Annotated in this window: 24 protein-coding genes; 15 read left to right on the plus strand and 9 right to left on the minus strand. The window is 66.2% G+C overall.

The window, feature by feature from the left end:
- Position 1: 1 nt before the first annotated feature.
- Entirely contained in the window at positions 2 to 364 is a 363-nt protein-coding gene (locus tag K2O51_RS13525; protein ID WP_220631222.1) for a TfoX/Sxy family protein, read from the plus strand.
- A 37-nt stretch (positions 365 to 401) separates the two neighbouring features.
- The gene (locus K2O51_RS13530) at positions 402 to 1145 is read left to right on the plus strand and encodes a Mut7-C RNAse domain-containing protein (protein WP_011296407.1); all 744 of its coding nucleotides are present in this window, start codon (positions 402 to 404) and stop codon (positions 1143 to 1145) included.
- A 37-nt stretch (positions 1146 to 1182) separates the two neighbouring features.
- Here K2O51_RS13530 and K2O51_RS13535 read toward each other — a convergent pair whose 3' ends face one another.
- Complete coding sequence (locus K2O51_RS13535; protein ID WP_011296408.1) at positions 1183 to 1773, minus strand: 5-formyltetrahydrofolate cyclo-ligase; 591 nt, start codon at positions 1771 to 1773, stop codon at positions 1183 to 1185.
- Positions 1774 to 1865: 92 nt separating this feature from the next.
- Here K2O51_RS13535 and K2O51_RS13540 point away from each other — a divergent pair, with 92 nt between their 5' ends.
- The 4 genes from K2O51_RS13540 (at position 1866) to K2O51_RS13555 (ending at position 7114) form a co-directional block, all read left to right on the plus strand.
- Entirely contained in the window at positions 1866 to 3827 is a 1962-nt protein-coding gene (locus K2O51_RS13540) for a lytic transglycosylase domain-containing protein (protein WP_220631223.1), read from the plus strand.
- 82 nt (positions 3828 to 3909) lie between these two features.
- Positions 3910 to 4932 (plus strand): complex I NDUFA9 subunit family protein, encoded by a 1023-nt coding sequence (locus K2O51_RS13545; RefSeq protein WP_011296410.1) that lies wholly within the window; start codon positions 3910 to 3912, stop codon positions 4930 to 4932.
- Positions 4933 to 5139: 207 nt separating this feature from the next.
- Complete coding sequence (locus K2O51_RS13550; protein ID WP_011296411.1) at positions 5140 to 5829, plus strand: glutathione S-transferase family protein; 690 nt, start codon at positions 5140 to 5142, stop codon at positions 5827 to 5829.
- A 37-nt stretch (positions 5830 to 5866) separates the two neighbouring features.
- Positions 5867 to 7114, plus strand: a complete 1248-nt coding sequence (locus tag K2O51_RS13555; RefSeq protein WP_220631224.1) for a multifunctional CCA addition/repair protein — start codon at positions 5867 to 5869, stop codon at positions 7112 to 7114.
- Here the strand turns inward: K2O51_RS13555 and K2O51_RS13560 are convergent.
- Positions 7091 to 7285, minus strand: coding sequence for a DUF2905 domain-containing protein (locus K2O51_RS13560; RefSeq protein ID WP_011296413.1), 195 nt, complete (start codon positions 7283 to 7285; stop codon positions 7091 to 7093). The two genes, K2O51_RS13555 and K2O51_RS13560, sit on opposite strands and share 24 nt — an antisense overlap.
- A gap of 12 nt (positions 7286 to 7297) precedes the next feature.
- Entirely contained in the window at positions 7298 to 8500 is a 1203-nt protein-coding gene (locus tag K2O51_RS13565; protein WP_011296414.1) for a class I SAM-dependent methyltransferase, read from the minus strand.
- A gap of 15 nt (positions 8501 to 8515) precedes the next feature.
- Between K2O51_RS13565 and K2O51_RS13570 the strand changes: the two genes are divergently transcribed.
- The 3 genes from K2O51_RS13570 (at position 8516) to ttcA (ending at position 10836) form a co-directional block, all read left to right on the plus strand.
- Positions 8516 to 9349: an SDR family oxidoreductase gene (locus K2O51_RS13570; RefSeq protein WP_011296415.1), complete on the plus strand. Its 834-nt coding sequence runs from the start codon at positions 8516 to 8518 to the stop codon at positions 9347 to 9349.
- A gap of 66 nt (positions 9350 to 9415) precedes the next feature.
- On the plus strand, positions 9416 to 9817 hold the full coding sequence (locus tag K2O51_RS13575; protein ID WP_011296416.1) for a dihydroneopterin aldolase: 402 nt from the start codon (positions 9416 to 9418) through the stop codon (positions 9815 to 9817).
- A gap of 80 nt (positions 9818 to 9897) precedes the next feature.
- On the plus strand, positions 9898 to 10836 hold the full coding sequence (gene ttcA, locus K2O51_RS13580) for a tRNA 2-thiocytidine(32) synthetase TtcA (RefSeq protein ID WP_011296417.1): 939 nt from the start codon (positions 9898 to 9900) through the stop codon (positions 10834 to 10836).
- A 59-nt stretch (positions 10837 to 10895) separates the two neighbouring features.
- Here ttcA and K2O51_RS13585 read toward each other — a convergent pair whose 3' ends face one another.
- Positions 10896 to 11723 (minus strand): DUF6279 family lipoprotein, encoded by an 828-nt coding sequence (locus tag K2O51_RS13585; RefSeq protein ID WP_041679449.1) that lies wholly within the window; start codon positions 11721 to 11723, stop codon positions 10896 to 10898.
- A 311-nt stretch (positions 11724 to 12034) separates the two neighbouring features.
- Here K2O51_RS13585 and glmU point away from each other — a divergent pair, with 311 nt between their 5' ends.
- The gene (gene glmU, locus K2O51_RS13590; protein ID WP_220631225.1) at positions 12035 to 13399 is read left to right on the plus strand and encodes a bifunctional UDP-N-acetylglucosamine diphosphorylase/glucosamine-1-phosphate N-acetyltransferase GlmU; all 1365 of its coding nucleotides are present in this window, start codon (positions 12035 to 12037) and stop codon (positions 13397 to 13399) included.
- 148 nt (positions 13400 to 13547) lie between these two features.
- Positions 13548 to 15386 (plus strand): glutamine--fructose-6-phosphate transaminase (isomerizing), encoded by a 1839-nt coding sequence (glmS, locus tag K2O51_RS13595; RefSeq protein WP_011296420.1) that lies wholly within the window; start codon positions 13548 to 13550, stop codon positions 15384 to 15386.
- A 93-nt stretch (positions 15387 to 15479) separates the two neighbouring features.
- Here the strand turns inward: glmS and K2O51_RS13600 are convergent, their stop codons facing one another.
- The 4 genes from K2O51_RS13600 to K2O51_RS13615 all read right to left on the minus strand — a co-directional run bounded on the left by K2O51_RS13600 (position 15480) and on the right by K2O51_RS13615 (position 17020).
- Entirely contained in the window at positions 15480 to 15683 is a 204-nt protein-coding gene (locus K2O51_RS13600; protein WP_011296421.1) for a YgaP family membrane protein, read from the minus strand.
- 137 nt (positions 15684 to 15820) lie between these two features.
- On the minus strand, positions 15821 to 16252 hold the full coding sequence (locus tag K2O51_RS13605; RefSeq protein ID WP_011296422.1) for a DUF6691 family protein: 432 nt from the start codon (positions 16250 to 16252) through the stop codon (positions 15821 to 15823).
- 1 nt (position 16253) lies between these two features.
- Entirely contained in the window at positions 16254 to 16688 is a 435-nt protein-coding gene (locus tag K2O51_RS13610; RefSeq protein WP_011296423.1) for a YeeE/YedE family protein, read from the minus strand.
- Positions 16682 to 17020 (minus strand): ArsR/SmtB family transcription factor, encoded by a 339-nt coding sequence (locus tag K2O51_RS13615; RefSeq protein ID WP_011296424.1) that lies wholly within the window; start codon positions 17018 to 17020, stop codon positions 16682 to 16684. Before K2O51_RS13615 ends, K2O51_RS13610 begins: the two co-directional genes overlap by 7 nt.
- Positions 17021 to 17192: 172 nt before the next feature.
- Between K2O51_RS13615 and K2O51_RS13620 the strand changes: the two genes are divergently transcribed.
- The gene (locus K2O51_RS13620) at positions 17193 to 17711 is read left to right on the plus strand and encodes a winged helix-turn-helix transcriptional regulator (RefSeq protein ID WP_011296425.1); all 519 of its coding nucleotides are present in this window, start codon (positions 17193 to 17195) and stop codon (positions 17709 to 17711) included.
- Between the two features lie 28 nt (positions 17712 to 17739).
- Here the strand turns inward: K2O51_RS13620 and K2O51_RS13625 are convergent, their stop codons facing one another.
- Complete coding sequence (locus K2O51_RS13625; RefSeq protein WP_220631226.1) at positions 17740 to 19206, minus strand: efflux transporter outer membrane subunit; 1467 nt, start codon at positions 19204 to 19206, stop codon at positions 17740 to 17742.
- A 122-nt stretch (positions 19207 to 19328) separates the two neighbouring features.
- On the opposite strand from K2O51_RS13625, the gene K2O51_RS13630 reads away from it, so the two are divergent.
- From K2O51_RS13630 to K2O51_RS13640, 3 genes are read left to right on the plus strand one after another with little or no spacing between them, the layout of a single operon-like run.
- Positions 19329 to 19883, plus strand: coding sequence for a winged helix-turn-helix transcriptional regulator (locus K2O51_RS13630; RefSeq protein ID WP_220631633.1), 555 nt, complete (start codon positions 19329 to 19331; stop codon positions 19881 to 19883).
- Complete coding sequence (locus K2O51_RS13635) at positions 19876 to 21003, plus strand: HlyD family secretion protein (protein ID WP_220631227.1); 1128 nt, start codon at positions 19876 to 19878, stop codon at positions 21001 to 21003. The genes K2O51_RS13630 and K2O51_RS13635 overlap by 8 nt, the downstream gene beginning before the upstream one ends.
- On the plus strand, positions 21003 to 22613 hold the full coding sequence (locus tag K2O51_RS13640; RefSeq protein WP_220631634.1) for a DHA2 family efflux MFS transporter permease subunit: 1611 nt from the start codon (positions 21003 to 21005) through the stop codon (positions 22611 to 22613). Before K2O51_RS13635 ends, K2O51_RS13640 begins: the two co-directional genes overlap by 1 nt.
- Positions 22614 to 22716 lie beyond the last annotated feature (103 nt).

Here is a 22716-nt window from a genome sequence, read left to right on the forward strand (position 1 = left end):
CGTGGCCGCGCGCCGACCTGATCCCTTCATCGAGCACCTGCTCGAACTGATGGGGCCGCTGGGGGCGCGCATCGGCGCTATTTCCGCGCGACGCATGTTCGGTGGGCATGGCCTGTTCTATGACGGGCTGATGTTCGCGCTGATCAGCGATGGCCAGTGCTACCTCAAGGCCGATGACAAGACGCTGCCGCGTTTCGAGGCCGAGAGCAGCCATACGTTCCGCTACCAGTCCTCCCGGGGCGAGGTGGCGTTGCGGCACTACCTGAGCCTGCCGGCGGAGTGCCTGGAATCGCCGGCCGCGATGACGCCGTGGGCGCAGATGGCCGTGGAGGCCGCGCTGCGGCTGGCGAACCAGAAGGGCTGAGCCGCGCCACGGGGCCAACGGTGTCATACTCTGGCCCATGGTCACCGCTACCTTCCGCTTCTACGAGGAGCTGAACGACTTTCTTGCGCCGGACCAGCGCAGGCGTGACCTGTCGTGCCCGTGCGCGCGCGCCGCCACGGTCAAGCACATGATCGAGGCACTGGGCGTGCCGCATACCGAGGTGGAGCTGATTCTCGTCAATGGCGAGTCGTCAGGCTTCGACCGCATGCTCGAGGACGGCGACCGCGTCTCGGTCTATCCCAAATTTGAATCGCTCGATGTTTCCCCGTTGCTGCGGGTACGCGCGCATCCGCTGCGGATCATGCGCTTCGTGGCCGATGCCCATCTTGGCGGGCTGGCCCACCTGCTGCGCATGATGGGTTTCGACACGCTTTACGACAACCACTTCGAAGACAGCGAGATCGAGCGCATTGCCGAGCGCGAAGGCCGCATCGTGCTGACGCGCGATCGCGAGCTGCTCAAGCGCCGCGGCATTACGCACGGCTGCTATGTGCGCGCGATCAAGTCCACGCCGCAGGTGCGCGAGATCTTTCAACGGCTCGACCTGGCTCGCAGCGCCAGGCCGTTCTCGCTCTGCCTGGACTGCAACGTACCGCTGCAACCGGTGGCGCGCGATGTCGTGGCGGACCGCGTGCCGCCTGCCGTGCTCGAACGCCATGACCGCTTCGTCACCTGCGATGGCTGCCGGCGCGTGTTCTGGGAAGGCTCGCACTGGCGCTGCATGCGCGCGCTCGTGGACGAGCTCGTCTGCGCGGGCTGAGCCCTCAAGCCCCGCGCGGTTTCACCGTTAGTCAGCGTCAGAACACGCCAGCCTCGCTGACGATCCAGTCCATCGGCAGGTCGTGCTCCTGCGCTTGCAGCGCGATGCGGCAGGCTTCGAAACCGATGCCGATAGCCACGGGGAACCCGGACATGGCCGCCAGCGTGCGGTCGTAGAAGCCGCCGCCGTAGCCGAGGCGGAACTTATCGGGGCTGAAACCGACACAGGGAATCAGCAACGCATCGGGCTGCGCTGCGTCGGTGCCGTCCGGTACCGGAATGCCGTAGTGGCCTTTGGTCATCGGCGTGTCCGGTGTCCACAGGTGGAAGTCGAGCGGCGCGCCGGGGCGGCTGACCGCGGGCAGCGCGGCGCGGCGGCTGGTGTCCGCCGACAGCCACTGTGTCACGACGCCGCGTGCATCGAATTCCTGCTGGATCGGCCAGTAGAAACCGAGGCAACGGATGGCCAGCCGTTCGAGCAACGGCAGCAGGCCGGCGGCGATGCGCTCGTCGGCATCGGCGCGGTCCGCCACGGCGGCGCGCTGCGCCAACAGGCGCGCGCGCAGCGCGCGGCGGTCTTCTGCGGCGGCGCTGTCAGGTGGCGGGGAAGGCGGAGAAGGGGCTGACATGGCGTGGGATAATGCCCTGCAATCAAACCAATAATTGACGGTGGCAGCGTGCAAAGCTGGCGCCGTCTGACGTCACAATAAGGAAGCTAAGAATGCTGAAGGCAGTATATCTGCGGCGTGCTGGGCAGGCCGCATCGGTCGCCGTGGCGTGTGCCGTGCTTTCCACCCCCGCGCTCGCGCAAAAGCGCCTGCAGCAGCAGGCTGCGCCGCGCGTGCAGGCCGCGCCGGTGATCCCGTCCGATCCCGACGACGCATTCGTTGCGCTGCGCGAAGCCGCGCGCAAGAACGACGTCGAGCGTGCGTACGCCATTTCGGCGACGCTGGTCGACTACCCGATCCCGTCGTACGTCGAATATTTCCGCATCAAGCCGCAGATGTTCGACGGCAGCGGACTGGCTCGCATCGATGCGCCGGACGACCAGGTGCGCGCGTTCCTGCAACGCTACAAGGGTCAGGCCATTGCCGACCGCATGCGCAACGACTGGCTGCTGGTGCTCGGCAAGAAGCGCGACTGGGCCAACTTTGATGCGGAGTATCCGCAGTTCGTGCTCAAGGACGACACGCAGGTCGAGTGCTACGCGCTGCTGTCGCGCGCGCTCAAGGGGCAGAATGTGGCGGCCGATACGCGCAACGTGCTCAGCGATGTGCGCTACTACGGCGAAGGCTGCGTCGACCTGATCGGCTATCTCGTGCAGAGCCAGCAGATCCAGCGCAGCGATGTCGCGTTCCAGGCGCGCCAGGCGCTGGAACAGAACCTCGTCACGCTGGCCGGCAGGATCGCGGCCACAGTGCCCGATGCGCGCGTGGACAGCGACACGCTGGCGACTATCGTCAAGATGGCGCGCAATGATCCGTCGCAGGCCGTGGCCTATCTGACAGCAAGCGGCGGCAGCCTGTCGCGCGATGAACAGGGTGCGGCTTGGGGAGTGATCGGTCAGTACGCGGCCAAGAAGCTGTTGCCCGATGCCGCCTTCTACTACCGCCGCCAGATGGACCTGGGCGGCAACCAGTGGATGTCGGACGAGTCGCAGGAGTGGCGCGTGCGCGCGGCGCTGCGGCAGGGCGACTGGAAGCAGGTGCGCCAGGCCATCGAGATGATGCGGCCCGAATTGCGCGCCAAGGACCCGGCCTGGACCTATTGGTACGGCCGCTCGCTGAAGGCGGATGGCCGCGACGCGGAGGCACAGCAGCAGTACCAGCAGATCGCGGGCCAGTTCAATTTCTATGGCCAGCTCGCCAGCGAAGAACTCGGCAACCGCATCACGCTGCCGGCGCGCACCACTGTGAGCGATGCCGAGGCCATGACCATGCGCAGCCGTGCGGGCTTCCAGCGCGCGCAGAAGCTCTACAACATGAACCTGCGTTTCGAAGGCACGCGGGAATGGAACTGGGAACTGCGCGGCATGAGCGACCGCGAGCTGCTGGCTGCGGCCGAGTACGCACGCCGCGTCGAATTGCTGGACCGCACCGTCAACACGGCGGACCGCACGCGCGCCGAGCATGACTTCTCGCTACGCTTCCCGATGCCGTATCGCGACCTCATGCAGCGCGCGACCGACGATGTCGGCCTCGACATGGCATGGGCCTACGGCCTGATCCGCCAGGAATCGCGCTTCATCATGAGTGCGCGTTCGTCGGCGGGCGCGCATGGGCTGATGCAGGTGATGCCGGCGACGGCAAAGTACGTGGCGCGCAAGATCGGCATGGCCGACTTCTCGCCATCGATGATGGGTGATCCCAACATCAACATCGTGCTGGGCACCAATTACCTGAGCATGGTGCTGACTGATCTCGACAGCTCGTGGACGCTGGCGTCGGCCGCTTACAACGCCGGTCCGGGGCGGCCCAAGGCCTGGCGCAGTACGCTGACGCGGCCGGTCGAAGGCGCGATCTTCGCCGAGACCATTCCGTTCAACGAAACGCGCACGTACGTGAAGAATGTGCTTTCCAACGCTACGTACTATGCTGCATTGATGAGCGGCCAGCCTCAGTCACTGAAGTCGCGCCTGGGCCAGGTTGCACCGTCGGCGGTGACCACCACCAGCCTGCCGTGAACGCGTGCGCGCCCCGCCTTTCCGGGGCGCGTGCCATGGCCGGTCTGCCGCCACGTGCCGTTTTCCTCGCACGGAGGCATCCATGCAGACCAGCAACGTCCTCATCGTCGGTGGCGCCGGGTTTATCGGCAGCCATCTCGCTTCCCGGCTGGCCGGTGCCGCCTCGGCGTCCGGCGCGCCGCTTGAACCGGGCTCCAATCCAGATTCCCCCATCGCACCCGAACGCATCGTGATCGGCACGCGCAACGTGGAGCATGCGCAGCATCTGCTGCTGTTGCCGCGTGTGGAGGTGGTGGAACTCGGTCTGGCCGACAATGCGGCGCTCGACGATGCGATTGGCCCGCTCGGCACGGACGGCATTGTCGTCAACCTGGTCGGGGTGCTGCACGGCGAGCGTGGTGACCCGTACGGGCCCGAGTTCGCGGCTGCCCATGTCGAAATCGTCGAGCAGGTGGTGGGTTCGTGCCTGCGCACCGGCGTCCGCCGGCTGCTCCATATGAGCGCGCTGGGCGCGGACAGCCGCGGTCCGTCGATGTATCAGCGCAGCAAGGGCGACGGCGAACGGCTGGTGCGCGACAGCGGCCTGGACTGGACTGTGTTCCGCCCCTCCGTAGTCTTTGGTCCCGACGACCACTTCCTCAACCTGTTCGCGCATATGCAGGAGATCGCGCCGGTGGTGCCGCTGGCCTGCGCGCATGCGCGCTTCCAGCCGATCTACGTACTGGATGTGGTGCAGGCCTTCGTCAACGCCATGGTTACGCCCGCGACCATCGGACATGGCTATGACCTCGGCGGCCCCACGGTGTACACGCTGGAAGAACTGGTGCGCTTTGCGGGCCGCGCATCGGGACACCCGCGCCCGGTGATCGCATTGCCCGACGCGCTGGCACGCGTGCAGGCCGCAGTGATGGAGCACATGCCGGGCGATACGCTGCTCTCGCGCGACAACCTCGATTCGATGCAGTTCGACAACGTGCTGCACGGGCCCATGGCGAGCGAACTCGGCCTGCATCCGGTCGGGCTGGAAGCCGTGATGACAGACGTGCTGGCCGGGCGCACCCGTGATGCCCAGCTCACGGTCATGCGCGCGAGCGTGCATCGGTAGCGGACCCGGCTCGCAACGCCGCGCTTGCTTCTATGTGATCGGGATTCGCAGCCGTTGCGAGTCCTTTTCACTTTGAGAGCGAACGCCGCGCTGGCAAAATGATCGGTTTGGCACACCGTTCCTCAAGCGGCGGCTGTCCGGCTCCGGTCAGGCAATGCCGCTGTCCGGCGGCCATTCTCCATCCCTTCCTCCCCCAAGGATTTCGCGATGAAGCTCGTCATCGGCAACAAGAATTACTCGTCCTGGTCGCTCCGCCCGTGGCTGCTGATGCGCCAGGCCGGCATTGAGTTCGAAGAAGTGAAGGTGCGACTGTTCGTAGAAAGCTTTGCCGCGGAGATCGCGCAGTATTCGCCGGCCGGCAAGGTCCCGGTGCTCATCGATGGCGACATCGCGGTGTGGGACACGCTGTCGATCGCGGAATACCTGGCCGAGCGTTTCCCCGAAAAGGCGCTCTGGCCCGCTGACCGCGCCGCGCGCGCGCATGCGCGCTCGGTTTGCGCCGAGATGCACGCCGGCTTCACCAACCTGCGCAACCAGATGCCGATGAACGTGACCGCGGTGCTGCCCGGCTGCGGCTGGAACGTCTCCGTGCAGCGCGACGTCGACCGCATCGCGCAGATCTGGACGGACCTGCGCACGCGCCATGGCGACGCGGGCCCGTTCCTGTTCGGCGCCTTTACGGTGGCCGATGCCTATTACGCGCCGGTGGTCTCCCGCTTCGCGACGTACGGCGTTCACCTGCCGGAGGCGGCCAAGGCCTACGCGGACTTCATCCTCGAATTGCCGGCTGTGCAGGAGTGGATTGCCGATGCTCGCGAAGAGCGCGATTTCCTGGCTGACGACGAGCCGTATCGCCTGGCCCCGGACCGCGCCGATGCGATAATCATCAACCACTGAGCGCCGCGTCAGCGGCGGAACACAGCGAGACAAGACAATGCAGGTGTACGCCGTCGGCGGCGCGATCCGCGACGAACTGCTGGGCAAGCCCAGCCAGGACCGCGACTATGTCGTGGTGGGGGCTACCCCGGCCGACATGGAGGCCGCCGGCTACAAGCCGGTCGGCAAGGACTTTCCGGTCTTCCTGCATCCGCGCACGAAAGAGGAATACGCGCTGGCGCGTACCGAGCGCAAGACCGCGATGGGCTACAAGGGTTTCGCGTTCTATTGCGAGCCTGATGTCACGCTCGACGACGACCTGGTCCGGCGCGACCTGACCATTAACGCGATGGCGCGCGCCGTCGACGATGACGGCAAGCTGGTTGGCCCCGTTATCGACCCGCACGGCGGCCAGCGCGACCTGGCGGCCCGGCAATTCCGGCATGTCTCCGAAGCGTTCGCCGAAGATCCGGTGCGCATCCTGCGCGTTGCGCGTTTTGCCGCGCGCTTTCACGACTTCACCGTCGCGCCCGAGACCGTTGCGCTGATGCGCAGGATGGTGGACGCCGGCGAAGTCGACGCGCTCGTGCCCGAGCGTGTCTGGCAGGAGCTTGCGCGCGGCTTGATGGAGGCACGCCCGGCGCGCATGTTCGAGGTGCTACGCCAGTGCGGCGCGCTCGCGCGCCTGCTGCCCGAACTGGACCGGCTGTGGGGCGTGCCGCAGCGCGCGGACTACCACCCCGAAGTCGATACGGGCGTCCATGTGATGATGGTGATCGATTGCGCCGCTGCGATGGGCACGACGCTCGCGGTGCGCTTCGCCGCGCTGGTCCATGACCTTGGCAAGGGCACCACGCCCGAGCACGTGCTGCCGCGCCACCTGGGCCATGAAACGCGCAGCGTCGAACTGCTCGAAGACGTTTGCAAGCGCCTGCGCGTGCCCAATGACTGCCGCGACCTGGCCGTGGTGGTGGCGCGCGAGCACGGCAACATCCATCGATCGATGGAATTCGGCGCGGCCGCGATCACGCGCCTGCTCGAGCGCTGCGACGCGCTGCGCAAGCCGGGCCGCTTTGCCGACGCACTGCTCGCGTGCGAGGCGGACAAGCGCGGGCGCAAGGGATTCGAGTCGGACACCTATCCGCAAAAGGCACGGCTGCTGGCAGCCCTGGATGCCGCGGCCAGCGTGGACGCCGGCGCCATTGCCAAGGTGTTGGCCGACGATGTCAGCAAGATCAGGGAACGCGTGCACGAGGCACGCGTGGCGGCGGTGGATGCCCGATTAAAGCAGCTTGCCGATCACTAGCGCGATCAGCGACAGCAGGATCGTCGACGCGAATGGCAGGGTGTAGTCGCGCCCGAACAGCCGGAAGCGCACGTCGCCGGGCAACCGGCCGATGCCGAGCTTCTGCAGCCACGGCAACGCTGCCGACAGTACGACCACGCTCAGGAAGATGGTGAGGGTCCAGCGCAGCATGGCGTCAGCGGCTCAGAGCGTGTGGCAGCGGTCGCCGCGTGCAAAGCCAGCGAGCGGTTCGCTGTCGTCCAGCCCGCGCGTGAGCGCCACCACCTTGAACAGTTCGCCCATCTCCGCTTCGGACAGCAGCTTCTGCACCGCGTTGGCGGCGGGCAGGAAGGCGCGCGTGTCGGACGGGTCCAGCGTCATCAGCAGGTCGGTGATGCCGGCATTCATCAGGAAGCGCGCCTGCGAGGCGAAGCCCGACACGGACAGGCCGGCATCCACGGCCGCATGGGCGATGCTGCTGAAGTTGACGTGGGCCGTGATGTCCTGCAGCCCCGGATAGAAGAACGGATCGGGGTGCGAATGGTGGCGGTAGTGGCACATCAGCGTGCCGCCGGTGCGCTGCGGGTGGTAGTACTCGCCCGCCGGGAAGCCGTAGTCGATGAAGAACGCCGCGCCGCGCGCGAGCATGGCGCCCACCGCGCGCGCGAAGCCATCGGCCTCGGCATGGGTTTCGGTGACGATGTCATGGTCGCCGGGAATGGCGTGCAGCACTTCGGGGATCGCTTGTGCGGGGAGCTGGCGGTCTTCGAACGTGAACGCGTGCGCAGCGGTGCTGTCGTCGCCGGCGACGCTGCGGGCCACGCCGCGTTCATGCCAGCGCCCGGCCGTGCGCGCGAACAGCCGCACCGGCATGGCGTCCAGCACTTCGTTGCCGACCACGATGCCCTCGAAATGTTCGGGCAACGTATCAAGCCATTGCACGCGCGGCGCCAGTTGTGGTGCGCGTTGCGCCAGTGTGTCTTGCTGGCGCGCACGCAGTTCGCCGGACAGTTCGACGATGCCGTAGGTGTCGGGCAATTGCCCTTCCTGTTCCAGCGCCAGCAGCAGGTCGGCTGCCAGCCGCCCGGTGCCCGCGCCGAATTCGAGCATGCGCGGCAGGCCCTGTGCCAGCAGCGGCGCGAACTGGCGCGCCAGCGTGCGGGCAAAGAACGGGGACAGTTCCGGGGCGGTGATGAAGTCGCTGCCGTCGCGCACATCGCGACCGAACTTGGCGGCGCCGCCGCTGTAATAGCCCAGACCTGGCGCGTACAGCGCCAGCGACATGTAGCGGTCGAAGCCGATCCAGCCACCGGCCGCATCGATGGTTTCGCCGATCAGGGTGGCCAGCGCGTCGGAGGCGGCCAGCGCGTCGGCGGGGGGAAGGGGTAAACTAGCGGCTTTCTGCATGCCTTGATTGTAGCAATGCCCGAATCCAATCCATCTGCCGCCGCTCCATCGCCGGCCCCGCCGCAGGCCACTGCTGCGCGTGGCGTGGCCATCGTCACCGGCGGCGCGCGCCGGCTTGGCCGCGCCATCGCGCTCGAACTGGCCGCGCAAGGCTGGGATGTGGCCGTGCACTGCCACCGCTCGCGCGACGAGGCCGAGGCGCTGGCCGCGCAGATCCGCGCCGGGGGCCGCCGTGCCGCCGTGCTGCAGGCCGACCTGGCCGACGAAGCCTCCACGGGGACGCTGATCGCCGCGTGCACGGCTGCACTCGGCGTACCGACCTGCCTCGTCAACAATGCCTCGCTGTTCCAGTACGACGTGGCGACGAGCTTCTCGTATGCATCGCTCGACACGCATATGCGCACCAATGTGGCAGCGCCGTTGCTGCTCGCGCGTGAGATGTACAAGGCACTGAGCGCGGCAGACGCGACCGCGACGGATCCGCGCGGTGTCGTGATCAACCTGCTGGACCAGAAGCTCGACAACCTGAATCCGGACTTTCTGTCGTACACGCTGTCCAAGGCCGCGCTGCAGACCGCCACGGTGCAGCTTGCGCAGGCCTTCGCGCCGCGCCTGCGCGTGGTCGGCGTCGCGCCCGGCATCACGCTGGTGTCGGGCGAGCAGTCGGAGCAGAGCTTCCGCCGCGCGCACCGCGTTACGCCGCTGGGCAAGTCGTCCACGCCTGAGGATATCGCCCAGGCCGTGGCTTACCTTGCCTGCGCGAATGCCGTGACCGGCACCACGCTCTACGTCGACGGCGGCCAGCACCTGATGCCGCTGTCGCGCGACGTGATGTTCCTGACCGAATGATGTAACCACCTGCCGCGCCGGCTGTTTTGGCGCGGCCCCTCCTGAATTCCCTTTCCCCCGCTTGCCATGACCATGCTCGCCGCCCTGACCCATCCCAGCCTGCAAGACTGCCGCCGCATGTTCCTGCGTAACTACGAAGTGCAGATCAATATCGGCGTGCACGAATTCGAAAAGAAGGGCGAGCAGCGCGTGCTGATCAATATCGACCTGTTCGTGCCGCTGGCCGCGAGCACGCCGCAAGCCGACAAGCTAGAAGAAGTCGTCGACTACGATTTCATGCGCAATACCGTGGCCGAGCGCATGGCGCAGGGCCACGTGCACCTGCAGGAAACGCTGTGCGACGACGTGGCCCGCGCCATGCTCAAGCACCCGAAGGTGCGCGCCGTGCGCGTGTCGACCGAGAAGCCCGACGTCTACCCGGATTGCGACTCGGTCGGCGTGGAAGTCTTCCACATCAAGCAGAACTGAGCCGGCCCGAGTAAAATCTTGGCCCTTCCGAGCCATCCCGGCCATTTCATCCGGGCGGCCGCAACGATCAGGTATGTCTCATGAGCCACTCCAATAACTTCTACCGCCTCGAAACGAGGCTGCAATCGCAAACCGGCAAGGCCATCGGCGACTTCGGCATGATCGAGGACGGCGACACCGTGCTGGTCTGCATGAGTGGCGGCAAAGACTCCTACACCATGCTGTCGGTCCTGATGGCGCTGCAGAAGCGCGCGCCCATCCAGTTCAAGCTGATTGCGATGAACCTGGACCAGAAGCAACCCGGCTTCCCCGAGCATGTGCTGCCGGAGTACCTGAAGTCGACGGGCGTGGAATACGTGATCGTCGAGGCGGACACCTACTCGATCGTCAAGGAGAAGGTGCCCGAGGGCAAGACCACGTGCTCGCTGTGCTCGCGTCTGCGCCGCGGCGTGATCTACCGCACCGCCAAGGAGCTTGGCGCCAACAAGATCGCGCTGGGCCACCACCGCGACGACATCGTCAACACGTTCTTCCTGAACATGTTCTTCGGCGGCAAGATGAAGGCCATGCCGCCCAAGCTCGCCACGGACGACGGCGCGCACATCGTGATCCGGCCGCTCGCGTATTGCTCGGAGAAGGACATCGCCGCGTATGCGCGCGCGATGGAATTCCCGATCATCCCGTGCAACCTGTGCGGCTCGCAGGAGAACCTGCAGCGCAAGAAGGTCAGTGAAATGCTGCAGGCATGGGAGCGCGAGAACCCGGGCCGTATCGACAATATCTTCGCGTCGCTGCGCAATGTGGTGCCGTCGCACCTGGCTGATACTGACCTGTTCCCGTTCACGGGGCTGGCCACGGGCTTGGCCAAGGTGGACGAGGCCTCCCTGTTCGGCGAGACCACGTTCACGCAGCAGCCGCTGGTGTTTGCGGGCAGCAGCGACGAGAACCGGCTGGAATTTGTGCGTTTCGAACGTCCGCCACAGACGTCGGCGACCGTCCAGCAGGCCAGCATCGAATAAGCGGCCCGCCGTCAGACAGAACCCCGCGTCGTGACGCGGGCGTTTTGTTTGGGTTCGGCTTACTTGTTGGCCGCCTGGGACGTGTTGCCCTGCCGCTCGCGCATCAGGCTGCGCGTGTCGTCGATCCACTTCTGGAAGCGTTCCACGGCATGCGCCTTCTGCGTGGGCGTCGCGAGGTTGGCGATGGTGGTGGCCAGCGCTACGCCCGCCTGGTTGTTGGCTTCATAGCTGGCGGCGCGTATTTGCCCCTGCGGGTGCTGCCAGTGGTCGCCGAAGCGGCGCAGCAGTTCGACGACCTGTGCCTTGGGCGGATGCGTCTGCTGGACCTGCCGCGCCAGCGCCAGCCATTCCTCCTGCCGCCGCAGCCGCTCCGCATAGCGCGCCTGGGCACCCTGCATCAGCGGGGCCAGGGCGGCGTGGATGGCCTGTTCCTGCTCGTTCGAGAAGCTTCCGTAGATTAGCTTGGCGTAGCTCATCACCTTGTCAAAACGCGCCGATTCGCGGTCCTCGGCACTGCCGCTCAGGAATTTCTTGCGGTACTTGGTGTTGCCCTCGTCGAATTTCTTTTCCATCCGGTCGATCTGGGCCGGGGTCAGCGTGAGCAGCAGGTCCGCCACATCGGGGACCGCCTGGTCGAACGACTGCCGCGCCAGGCGCTGGGTGGCCTCCTGGATTTGTACGATAGCAGCGGTGCTGACTGGTTGCTGGACCTGGTTGCGGGCCTGGGTCAGCAGGCCGGCGATTTCCGGCAGCTGCGCCTGCCGGTGCCAGGCGAAGAATCGCGCGATGGCGTCGCGTGTGAGGGGCTCTTGCGCGTCGGAGACATCAACGTAGTGGTCGATCCACCAGTAAGCCAGGCGGTCGCCTTGCTGGTAGCCGGTCTTCATTGCGCTGCACGCGCAAAGGATTGCCGTGGCAAATATCGCCAATATCAGGCGCAACCAGCGATTGTGAGAATCGGAAACAGGGGCGTATTGAGCAGATACCGTCATGTTAAAATCGCCGCGGATCTTGCCAGGGTCTGCTGATCGTCCGCAAGCCCAGTCCTGGCAAGGGTCGGCGGCTCCAGAAAGGCCGGAAGCCACCACCGCCGGGCTGGCGGAAGCCGGGTTGTCGAACGCCGTGACGCCGGTTATCGAACCTCCGGCTGGTGCTTTAAAGAATATATTTCCCGATACACGCACCAAGGGGTCTCCTTGTGAATATCGTCATTCTCGCCGCGGGCATGGGCAAGCGGATGCATTCCGATTTGCCAAAGGTCCTGCACCCTATTGCCGGGCGCCCGATGCTCGCGCATGTCATCGATACGGCGCGTACGCTGTCGCCTTCGCGGCTCGTGGTGGTCATTGGCCACGGCGCGGAGCGCGTGCGCGAAGCCGTCGCCGCCGATGACGTCACCTTTGCCGAACAGGACCAGCAACTGGGTACCGGCCATGCGGTGATGCAGGCACTTCCTCAGTTGGACGACAACCAGCCCACATTGGTTCTCTATGGTGACGTGCCGCTCACCACGGCAGCCACCCTCAAGGCGCTGGTCGAGGCAGCCGGCAACACGCGTTTCGGCGTGCTGACCGTGGAAATGCCCGATCCGACTGGCTACGGGCGCATCGTGCGCGATGCCGCGGGCAGCATCGTACGGATCGTCGAGCAGAAGGACGCCAGCGAGGCCGTCCGCGCGATCCGCGAGATCAACACCGGCATCATCGTGTGCCCGACAGGCCATCTGCGCCGCTGGCTGGCCACGCTGCGCAACGACAATGCCCAGGGCGAGTACTACCTGACCGATACCGTCGAGCGCGCGGCGACCGAAGGCATCGACATTGTCTCGGCCCAGCCTGCGGCGCTGTGGGAGACGCTCGGCGTCAACAGCAAGGTGCAACTTGCCGAAGTGGAACGCATCCACCAGCGCAATCTGGCGCAGCGCCTGCTCGAAACTGGCGTGACGCTGGCCGATCCGGCGCGCATCGACGTACGCGGCGAGCTGACCTGCGGCCGCGATGTTTCCATCGACATCGGCTGCGTGTTCGAAGGCCGCGTGCATCTCGGCGACGGCGTGCAGATCGGCGCCAATTGCGTCATTCGCAACAGCAGCATCGATGCCGGCGCGCAGGTGCAGCCGTTCTGCCATATCGACAGCGCGAAGATCGGCGCGGACGGCCGCATCGGCCCGTATGCGCGCCTGCGCCCCGGCACCGAACTGGGCGAAGATGTCCATATCGGCAACTTTGTCGAAGTGAAGAATTCGCAGGTCGCCGCGCACAGCAAGGCCAATCATCTGGCTTATGTGGGCGACGCCACGGTCGGCGCGCGCGTGAACATTGGCGCCGGCACCATCACCTGCAACTATGACGGTGCGAACAAGTTCCGCACGGTGATCGAGGACGACGTTTTTATCGGCTCCGATACGCAACTGGTTGCGCCGGTCACGGTGCGCCGCGGTGCGACTATCGGCGCAGGCACGACGCTGACCAAGGAGGCGCCGGCCGACAAGCTGACGCTGTCGCGCGCCAAGCAGATGACGCTCGACGCCTGGCAGCGCCCAGTCAAGAAGGCGAAGCAGTAAGCGGTATGGCCGCCTGCATGTCGTGTACGGTGGCCATCGATCGACACAATACGACGGACGCAGTGTTGCGGCCGTTCCGGCGCGCCGCTGTGGCTGCGCAGGCATTGAAACAGGCGCCGGCATCGGCGCCGAGCACGGGGGTACAGCCATGTGTGGCATCGTCGGCGCGGTTTCCACGCGCAACATCGTTCCGGTCCTGATCGAAGGCCTGCGCCGCCTCGAATACCGCGGCTATGACTCCTGCGGCGTCGCCGTCGTGCGCGATAACGCTGTCGAGCGCGCACGCACGGTGTCGCGCGTGGCCGATCTGGACGCCCAGACGCAGGCATCGGGCCTGGCGGGCACCACTGGCGTTGCGCACACGCGCTGGGCCACGCATGGCAAGCCCGACACCGTGAACGCCCACCCGCACCTGTCCGGCGAAACCATCGCGCTGGTGCACAACGGCATCATCGAAAACTACGAGCCACTGCGCGAAGAGTTGCGCGCGGTCGGCTACGGCTTCGAGTCGCAGACCGACACCGAAGTCGTCGCCCACCTGATCCACCAGGCCTACTGCTATCCGAGCAGCGCCACGCGCGGCGACCTGTTCGCATCGGTGCGCGCCGTGACCAAGCGCCTGCACGGCGCCTACGCGATCGCCGTGTTCGCCAAGGACCAGCCCGAGCGCGTGGTCGGTGCACGCGCCGGCTCGCCGCTGGTGGTGGCGCTCGGCGACGGCGAGGCCTTCCTCGCTTCGGACGCGCTGGCCGTGGCCGGCACGGCCAACCGCATCATCTACCTGGAAGAGGGCGATGTCGTCGAGGTCACGCGCGACGGCGTGACCATCCACGACGGCCATGATCACCCGGTCGAACGCGAAGTGCGCGTGGTGGAAGCGCATGCCGCCACGGTGGATCTGGGGCCGTACCGCCACTTCATGCAGAAGGAAATCTTCGAGCAGCCGCGCGCGCTCGGCGACACGCTGGAAGGCGTCGACGGTATCTCGCCCGCGCTGTTCGGCGATCGTGCCGCCGAGGTGTTCCCGGAGATCGACAGCGTCCTGATCCTGGCGTGCGGCACCAGCTACTACTCGGGCTGTACGGCGAAGTACTGGCTCGAAAGCATCGCAAAGATCCCCACGCAGGTCGAAGTGGCCAGCGAGTACCGCTACCGGGACACGGTACCCAATCCGCGTGCGTTGGTCGTGGTGATCTCGCAATCCGGTGAGACCGCCGACACCATGGCCGCGCTGCGCCATGCGCGCGCGCTCGGTCATACGCATACGCTGTCGATCTGCAACGTGGCGACCAGCGCCATGGTTCGCGAGACCGAGATGCGCTTCCTTACGCGCGCCGGTACGGAAATCGGCGTGGCGTCGACCAAGGCCTTCACCACTCAGCTCGCCGCGCTGTACATGCTGACGCTGGCCCTGGCCAAGGTGCGCGGTTTCCTGTCGGAAGAAGCCGAGGCCAAGGACATGGCCAACCTGCGCCACCTGCCCGCCGCGCTGCATGGCGTGCTGGCGCTGGAGCCGCAGATCATCGCGTGGTCGGAAGATTTCGCGCGCCGCGAGAACGCGCTGTTCCTCGGCCGCGGCATGCATTACCCGATCGCGCTTGAGGGCGCGCTCAAGCTCAAGGAAATCTCGTACATCCACGCCGAGGCGTATCCCGCCGGCGAACTCAAGCACGGCCCGCTCGCGCTGGTGACCGAGGCCATGCCCGTGGTCACTGTGGCGCCGAACGATGCACTGCTCGAGAAGCTGAAGTCCAACATTCAGGAAGTGCGCGCACGCGGCGGCCGCCTGTACGTGTTCGCCGACAGCGACACGCACATCCAGTCGACGGATGGCATCCAGGTGATCCGCATGCCCGAGCACTATGGCGCCCTGTCGCCGATCCTGCATGTGGTGCCGCTGCAGCTGCTGGCGTATCACACGGCGTGCGCACGCGGTACCGACGTGGACAAGCCGCGGAACCTGGCGAAGTCGGTGACGGTGGAGTAATCGGGCGCGCCTGGCGGCGCGTAAAACACATACGCCCGGCAAGAATGAGCCCCGCTTGTGCGGGGCTTCTTTATTAGGCGAGATGGCAGGGCGTTACTTGGCGTCCGGTGTGGACGCCGTGCACGTCTTTACGCCAAGAAGGCTATACGCTGGACAGATGCGCAGGATGCCCGTCGCCAGCGGCACGATGCCGATCCATCCCCACGCCCCGATATGTCCGGTTGCCGCCAGGACGATGAGGGCCAGGCCGATGACGATCCGGAGCGTCCGGTCGAGGGTTCCGACGTTTGCTTGCATGGCCGGCTCCTTGCCAGTTTGCGATGCGGGTGAAATTCCCGTGATCTGCCGGCAGTAACGCCGGCAAATCCATACTGCGCCTTGCGTGCGGGCTGGCTCTTGATCTGGCGCAATCTCCGGCGACAATGCCGACGCACTCAGGCTTGCCGCATGGTGGACGTTGCGCGCTCGACGATCTCGAAGACGATCATGCCGGCCACCATGGCCGCCACAAAGCCGATGGCTTTGGGATAGCCCGCCCCAAGCGCCACCAGCGCCGGGCCCGGACAGAACCCGGCGATCCCCCAGCCGACGCCGAAGGCCGCGCTGCCCAGCACCAGGCGCACAGTCACGGCCGTGGTGGCCGGCAGCTGCATGGGGAAGCCGAGCCACGAGCGCTTGCGGCGCTTCGCGATCAGGAAAGCCACCAGCCCGATGGCAATGGCCCCGGCCATGACAAAGGCCAGCGATGGATCCCAGCGGCCAGCCAGATCCAGGAATCCCTGCACCTTGGCGGGATTCGCCATGCCGGAAACCATCAGGCCGATGCCGAAGAGCAAGCCGGCCAGCAATGCGAAAAAAGCAGCCATATCAGCCTCCGATCAGGTGCCGTTGCACGAAGACGGTCAGGAAACCGGCCGCCATGAATGTCAGCGTGGCGACCAGCGAGCGGATCGAGCCGCGCGAGATTCCGCACACGCCGTGCCCGCTGGTGCATCCGCTGGCATAGCGGGTGCCGATGCCGACGAGGAAGCCCGCGATCATGATCTCTCCCCAGCTTGCCTGAATGTCGGCGATCGCCGGCTTGCCGACCAGGCCGGCAACGATGGGGGCGCCGATCAGGCCGGCAAGGAAGGCCAGGCGCCATGCCATGTCCCCGCGAGGCAGCGTCAGCAGACCACCGAGGATGCCGCTGATGCCCGCAATGCGGCCATTGAACAGCACCAGAACGGCAGCCGCCGCGCCGATGACAAGTCCGCCGGCAAGCGAGAAGCCCGGCGTGAAGTTGGCAAGATCAATCAGCATGTTGGCTCCTGGCCGGGGTTTGCACAGAACTGTTCGTAGAGAACCGCCATGACGGCGAGCGCTTCAGGACTTGCGACCGAATAGAAGATGTTCTTGCCGTCCCGGCGTGTTGCCACGAGGCCGTTCTCGCGCAGCACGCCGAGTTGCTGGGACAGCGTGGGCTGGCGGATGCCAAGCTGTTCCTCCAGTTCGCCCACGGCAAGTTCTCCCTGCGACAGCTGGCACATCAGCAGCAGACGGTCCGGATTGGCCAGCACCTTGAGCAAGCCGCATGCGCGCGTCGCAGCAGCCTGCATGGTGGGGAGTTCGATGTTGGGATGAGGCTGGTTCATGGGTCGGCTATAGTTTCGTATCAGATATTATATACAAATATATAATATAAAAAAGAAGAATTTCGCCGTCGACGTTCACCCATGAGCCGGGTCTCACTTGCATGATTAAACCCTCGGCAGTAGCATGCTCCTGACACGGGCACGAAGCTGCCCTTAGCCATTGCCGACCACCATGCAAAGAAAGACCTTCCGGGACATGCAATGTCCCATCGCACGCAGCCTGGAGCGGGTCGGGGAGTGGTGGAGCATCCTGATCCTGCGCGAGGCGTTCTATGGCACGACCCGCTTCGACGCCTTCCAGAAGAACCTCGACATTGCGCCGAACATGCTGACGCGCCGCCTCAACGGACTGGTGGATGAAGGCTTGCTGGAGCGCCGCCAGTATTCGGAGCGGCCGCCGCGCTACGAATACGTGCTGACCGAGTGCGGCCGCGATTTCGAGCCGGTGATGTTGTCGATGCTGGCTTGGGGCAACAAACACTTCGCCCCCGAGGGGGTGAGCGTGCAGCTTGTCGACAAGGCGACTGGGGCGCCCATCGAACCCGTACTGGTCGATGCCGCGAGCGGCGCGCCCGTTGACCTCGCGCGTTACGCGCTGGCACCCGGGCCCGCTGCCGGCGAAGGCGTGCGCCGGCGCCTGGCCGATGCCGCCGCCTACCTGTCGACCACGGAAAAGGCCGAAGCCGACTAAGGCGACGCGGCGCTTTCTCCCCTGATTCTTACCAGCCGCCACCCAGCGCACGGAACGCCGCCACTGCGGCGCGTGCGTTATCGGTGCCCGCGCGTGCCTGCTGGTCGCGCGCGGCCAATAACTGGCGGTCTTCCTCAAGCACTTCGAACAGGCTGACAGCGCCGCCCTTGTAGGCCTCTTCGGCCGCGCCGCGCGATCGGGCCTGAGCATCGACTTCCACGGTCAGGTCCTGGCTCTGCAGTTGCAGCTGGGTCAGCGTGACGATTGCGTTTTCTACATCCTCGGTCGCGCGCAGCATGGACTTCCGATAGGTGGCGAGTGCCTCTGCATTCGCGCCGCGTGCCTGGGCGACTTCGGCGTCCACACGGCCGAAATCGAACAGACGCCAGCGCAGGCCGGCCATGGCTGCGGGCTGGAACGTGGCGGCCGTGAACATCTTGCTCGCCGACAGGCTTTCGAAGCCGAGCAATGCCGCGAGCGATAGCTTGGGGTAGTACTCCGCCGTAGCCACGCCGATGCGCGCGCTGGACGCGGCCAGCCGGCGTTCGGCGGCAATGACGTCGGGGCGGCGTTCGAGCAGCGCGGCAGGACCCTGTGCGAGCGGAATCTGCGGAACGCCGGTACGCGCACCCGGCGTGGCGAGTTCGGCGGCATAGGTGCCCGGCGCCGCGCCCATCAGCACGTCGAGTCGGTTGAGCTGCGTGTCGAGCTCGATCTGGAGCGGCGGGATGGTGACGCGGGTCTGTGCGAGCCGCGCTTCGGCCTGCGCGCGTTCGCGCTCGGCGCCGATGCCGTCGGCCAGGCGCAGCTTCACCAGATCCAGCAGCCGCGCATTGGTCTGCACCTGCTGCTGCGCGATGGTGATGCGCTGCTGCGCACCGCGCACGCGGAAGTAGGCGTCGGCGGCTTCCGCTGCCACCAGCACGCGCACGCCGAGGTGTTCGGCCTCGGCCGCCTGGGCTTCCGCGTCGGCCGCCTCGGCCCCGCGCCGCAGGCCGCCGGCGATGTCGATCTCCCAACTGGCCCCCGCACCGGCGTTGTACAGCGTGTTGTTGCGCTCGAAGCCAGGCGACTTGCTGGCGATCTTGCCCAGCGGGCTTTCGAGTGACTGCCGTTGCCGCGCGACGCTGTCGGACAGCGATCCCTCCGGCAGCAATGCCGCGCCGGCGTAGTCGGCGGCCGCACGCGCTTGGTCGACACGGGCTACCGATGCAGCAAGGTCCAGGTTCTGCGCCAGCGCGCGCTCGATGATCCGGGTCAGCGCGGGATCGTCGAATCCCTTCCACCAGCTATCGAGCGCGGGCGCCGCAGGCGCTGCTTCCTGGGCCTGCAATGCGGCGGCGTGCGCGTATGCCGCCGGCAAGTCCGGCGCGGGGGCATGGTAATCGGGACCGACCGCGCACGCGGCCAGGCTCGCGGCCATGGCTGTGGCGGCGAGTACCGCGAGGCTGCGCCCAAAGCGCCGTGCCGGAGGGAAGGGTTGCCCTTGCGTCATGTCATGCACCTCTCGTTCGTGATTCGTACTGCATGTTGCCAAATTAACTTGCAACATGCTAGTCACTACTCTAGACTAACTTTCAACTTGATAGCAACCCCTGATGAAGAGGGATGATGATCATGCAGAGAAAGCCACTGGACAAAGCGCCTTGCCCCATTGCGCGGACTGTCGCGCGGATCGGCGACGCGTGGAGCGTGCTGATCTTGCGCGAGGCGTTCTACGGCACGGCCCGCTTCGACGATTTCGAGAAGAGCCTTGGCATCGCGCCGAACATGCTCGCGCGCCGGCTCAGCGCGCTCGTCGAGGAAGGTCTGCTGGAGCGGCGCAGCTACTGCGAACGCCCCCCGCGCTTCGAATACGTGCTGACCCCGAGCGGCCGTGATTTCCGCCCTGTGCTGGTGGCGCTGCTGGCCTGGGGCAACCGGCATTTCTCCCCCGAGGGCGAAAGCGTGCAATTGCTGGACCGCGAGACCGGCGCACGTGTCGAGCCCGTGCTGGTCGACGCCGCGAACGGACGGCCGATTACTGAAGCTCACTACGCGCTTGGGCCTGGCCCTGCCGCGACCGAACGCATGCGGCAGAAATTGAATCGTGCAGCGGCGATGCAGGCCGCATCCGGCTCGAATCTGAATCCCATCGAAACTGAGTGCGCTGAAAGGAAGTGCCATGACTAGCAACACCATCACCGAACGCACGGGCGAGCAGCCTGTTCCGGCCGCGAAACAGGCAGGATCGCGGCCCACTACGAAGAAGCTGCTCGCGACCGGGGCGCTGCTTGTCGCGGGTCTGGCCGGTGTCGGCTACGGCTACCACTGGTGGAGCTCCGCGCGCTTCGTGCAGAGCACCGACGATGCCTACGTGGGCGGCGACGTGACCGTGATCGGCGCGAAGGTTGCCGGCTATATCTCCGAAGTTGCCGTGACCGACAACCAGCCTGTGCATGCAGGGGATGTGCTGGTGCGCATCGACGACCGCGACTATCGTGCCGCGCTGGCCAAGGCCGAGGGCGCGGTGGCTGCGCAGCAGGCGCTGCTCGAAAACCTCGACGCCACGCAGCGGCTGCAGGAAGCCGTCATCGGCCAGGCGCGGGCCGGCTTCGCGGGCGCCAATGCCGACACCGTTCGTGCGCGCCAGGACCAGGCACGCTATGCGAGCCTGGTCGAAAAATCGGCGGTGTCGATCCAGAGTTCGCAGAAGGCCGATGCCGACTACAAGCAGGCGGCCGCCAACAGCGAAAAGGCGCAAGCGTCGCTGCTCGCCGCGCAGCGCCAGCTCGAGGTGATCGGCACGCAGAAGCTGCAGGCGAAAGCGGCGCTGGCGCAGGCCGTGGCGGAACGCGACATCGCAAAGCTCAACCTCAGCTACACCGAACTGCGCGCGCCGGTCGACGGCACGGTGGGCAACCGCCGCGCGCGCGTCGGCGCCTACGCCGGCAGCGGTAGTCAGTTGCTGTCCATCGTTCCGGCCAGCGGCTTGTGGGTCGATGCAAACTTCAAGGAAGGTCAGCTCGCGCATATGCGCGAGGGCATGCCTGTCACCATCGAGGCCGATGTGCTGCCCGGACGCGTCTTCCATGGCCGCGTCGGCAGCCTCGCGCCGGCGACTGGGGCGCAGTTCAGCGTGCTGCCGGCCGAAAACGCGACCGGTAACTTCACCAAGATCGTCCAGCGTGTGCCGGTACGCATCCAGCTCGACGAGAAAGATGCCACGCTCGGCACCTTGCGCCCGGGCCTGTCCGTGATCGCGCAGGTCGATACGCATCCGGATACGCATTCAACCAGGCAGGTGCAATGATGAGCACGGCCACACTCGACAGGCCGGTCGCGGCACCGGCGGCGGCGTTGCCGTCCCCGGCATCGCTATCGATGCCCGCGAAGATCTTCGCTTTCGCGACCATGTGCGTGGGCATGTTCATCGCGCTGCTCGATATCCAGATCGTCTCGGCGTCGCTGCGCGATATCGGTGGCGGCCTGTCGGCGGGCGCCGACGAGACGGTCTGGGTCCAGACCAGCTACCTGATCGCGGAGATCATCGTCATTCCGCTGTCGGGCTGGCTGTCCCGCGTGATGTCGACGCGCTGGCTGTTTGCCGCGTCGGCCGCGGGGTTCACGGTAACCAGCCTGCTGTGCGGCGTGGCGTGGAATATTCAGAGCATGATCGCGTTCCGCGCGGCGCAGGGCTTCCTGGGCGGGTCGATGATCCCGCTGGTGTTCACCACAGCCTTTGCGTTCTTTGCCGGCCCGCAGCGCGTGATCGCCGCAGCGACCATCGGCGCGCTCGCGTCTCTCGCGCCAACGCTTGGCCCGACCATCGGCGGCTGGATTACCGACAACTTCTCGTGGCACTGGCTGTTCTTCATCAACCTGGTGCCCGGCATCTTCGTCACGGTGGCCGTACCGATGCTGGTCAAGGTCGATCGCCCGAACTGGTCGCTGGTGCGCGGCGCCGACTACCTCGGCATCCTGTTTATGGCGCTGTTCCTGGGCTGCCTGGAATACACGATGGAAGAGGGGCCGCGCTGGGACTGGTTTGGCGACGACGTGATCCTCGCCACCGCATGGATTGCCGGGCTATCGGGCGTGGCCTTTGTCTGGCGATCGCTGACCTACGCGAATCCCGTGGTGGACCTGCGCGCGCTGCGCGAGCGCAACTTCGCATTGGGCTGCTTTTTCTCGTTCGTTACCGGTATAGGCATCTTCGCGACGATCTACCTGACACCGTTGTTCCTGGGACGCGTGCGCGGCTTCAGCGCGCTGGACATCGGCCTGGCGATCTTTTCGACGGGCCTGTTCCAGGTCGCGTCGATCCCGCTCTATGCGTTCCTGGCCAATCGAGTCGACCTGCGCTGGCTGATGATGTTCGGACTCGGCCTGTTCGCGCTGTCGATGTGGTTCTTCGCACCGATCACGCACGACTGGGGCGGCGCCGAACTGCTGCTGCCGCAGGCACTGCGCGGCATGGCACAGCAGTTCGCGGTGGCGCCGACGGTCACGCTGACGCTGGGCAGTATGCCGCCCGAACGGCTCAAGCTCGCATCAGGCCTGTTCAACCTGATGCGCAACCTGGGCGGCGCCATCGGCATCGCGGCCTGCGCCACCGTGCTCAACGACCGCGGCAACCTGCATTTCCTGCGCGAGGCGGAGCACCTGAATATCCGCAACGAGGCCATGGGCGCGTTCCTGCAAAGCGCAGGAAGCCAGATGCTCGCGGCTGGCCACGACCTGGTCGATGCGAATACGGTCGCGTTGAAGCAACTCTTTGCGCTCGCGTGGCGTGAAGCGCAGACCCAGACGTTCGGCGATGCGTTCCTGATCGTCATGGTGTGTTTCGTGATTGCCACCGCGATGGTCCCGCTGATGCGCAAGGTCGCGCCGCCGAAGGCTCCGTCTGCGGATGCGCATTGAGCCGCAGTGCTACGGAGTTCAGCCATGAAACTTGATGCCCTGACGCGTTTGCTCTGTACTGTGATGTTGGCCACATGCGCCACTACCGCGGCGCGCGCCGATA

The sequence above is a fragment of the Cupriavidus pinatubonensis genome (assembly GCF_019602855.1).
Taxonomy (GTDB): Bacteria; Pseudomonadota; Gammaproteobacteria; order Burkholderiales; family Burkholderiaceae; genus Cupriavidus; species Cupriavidus pinatubonensis.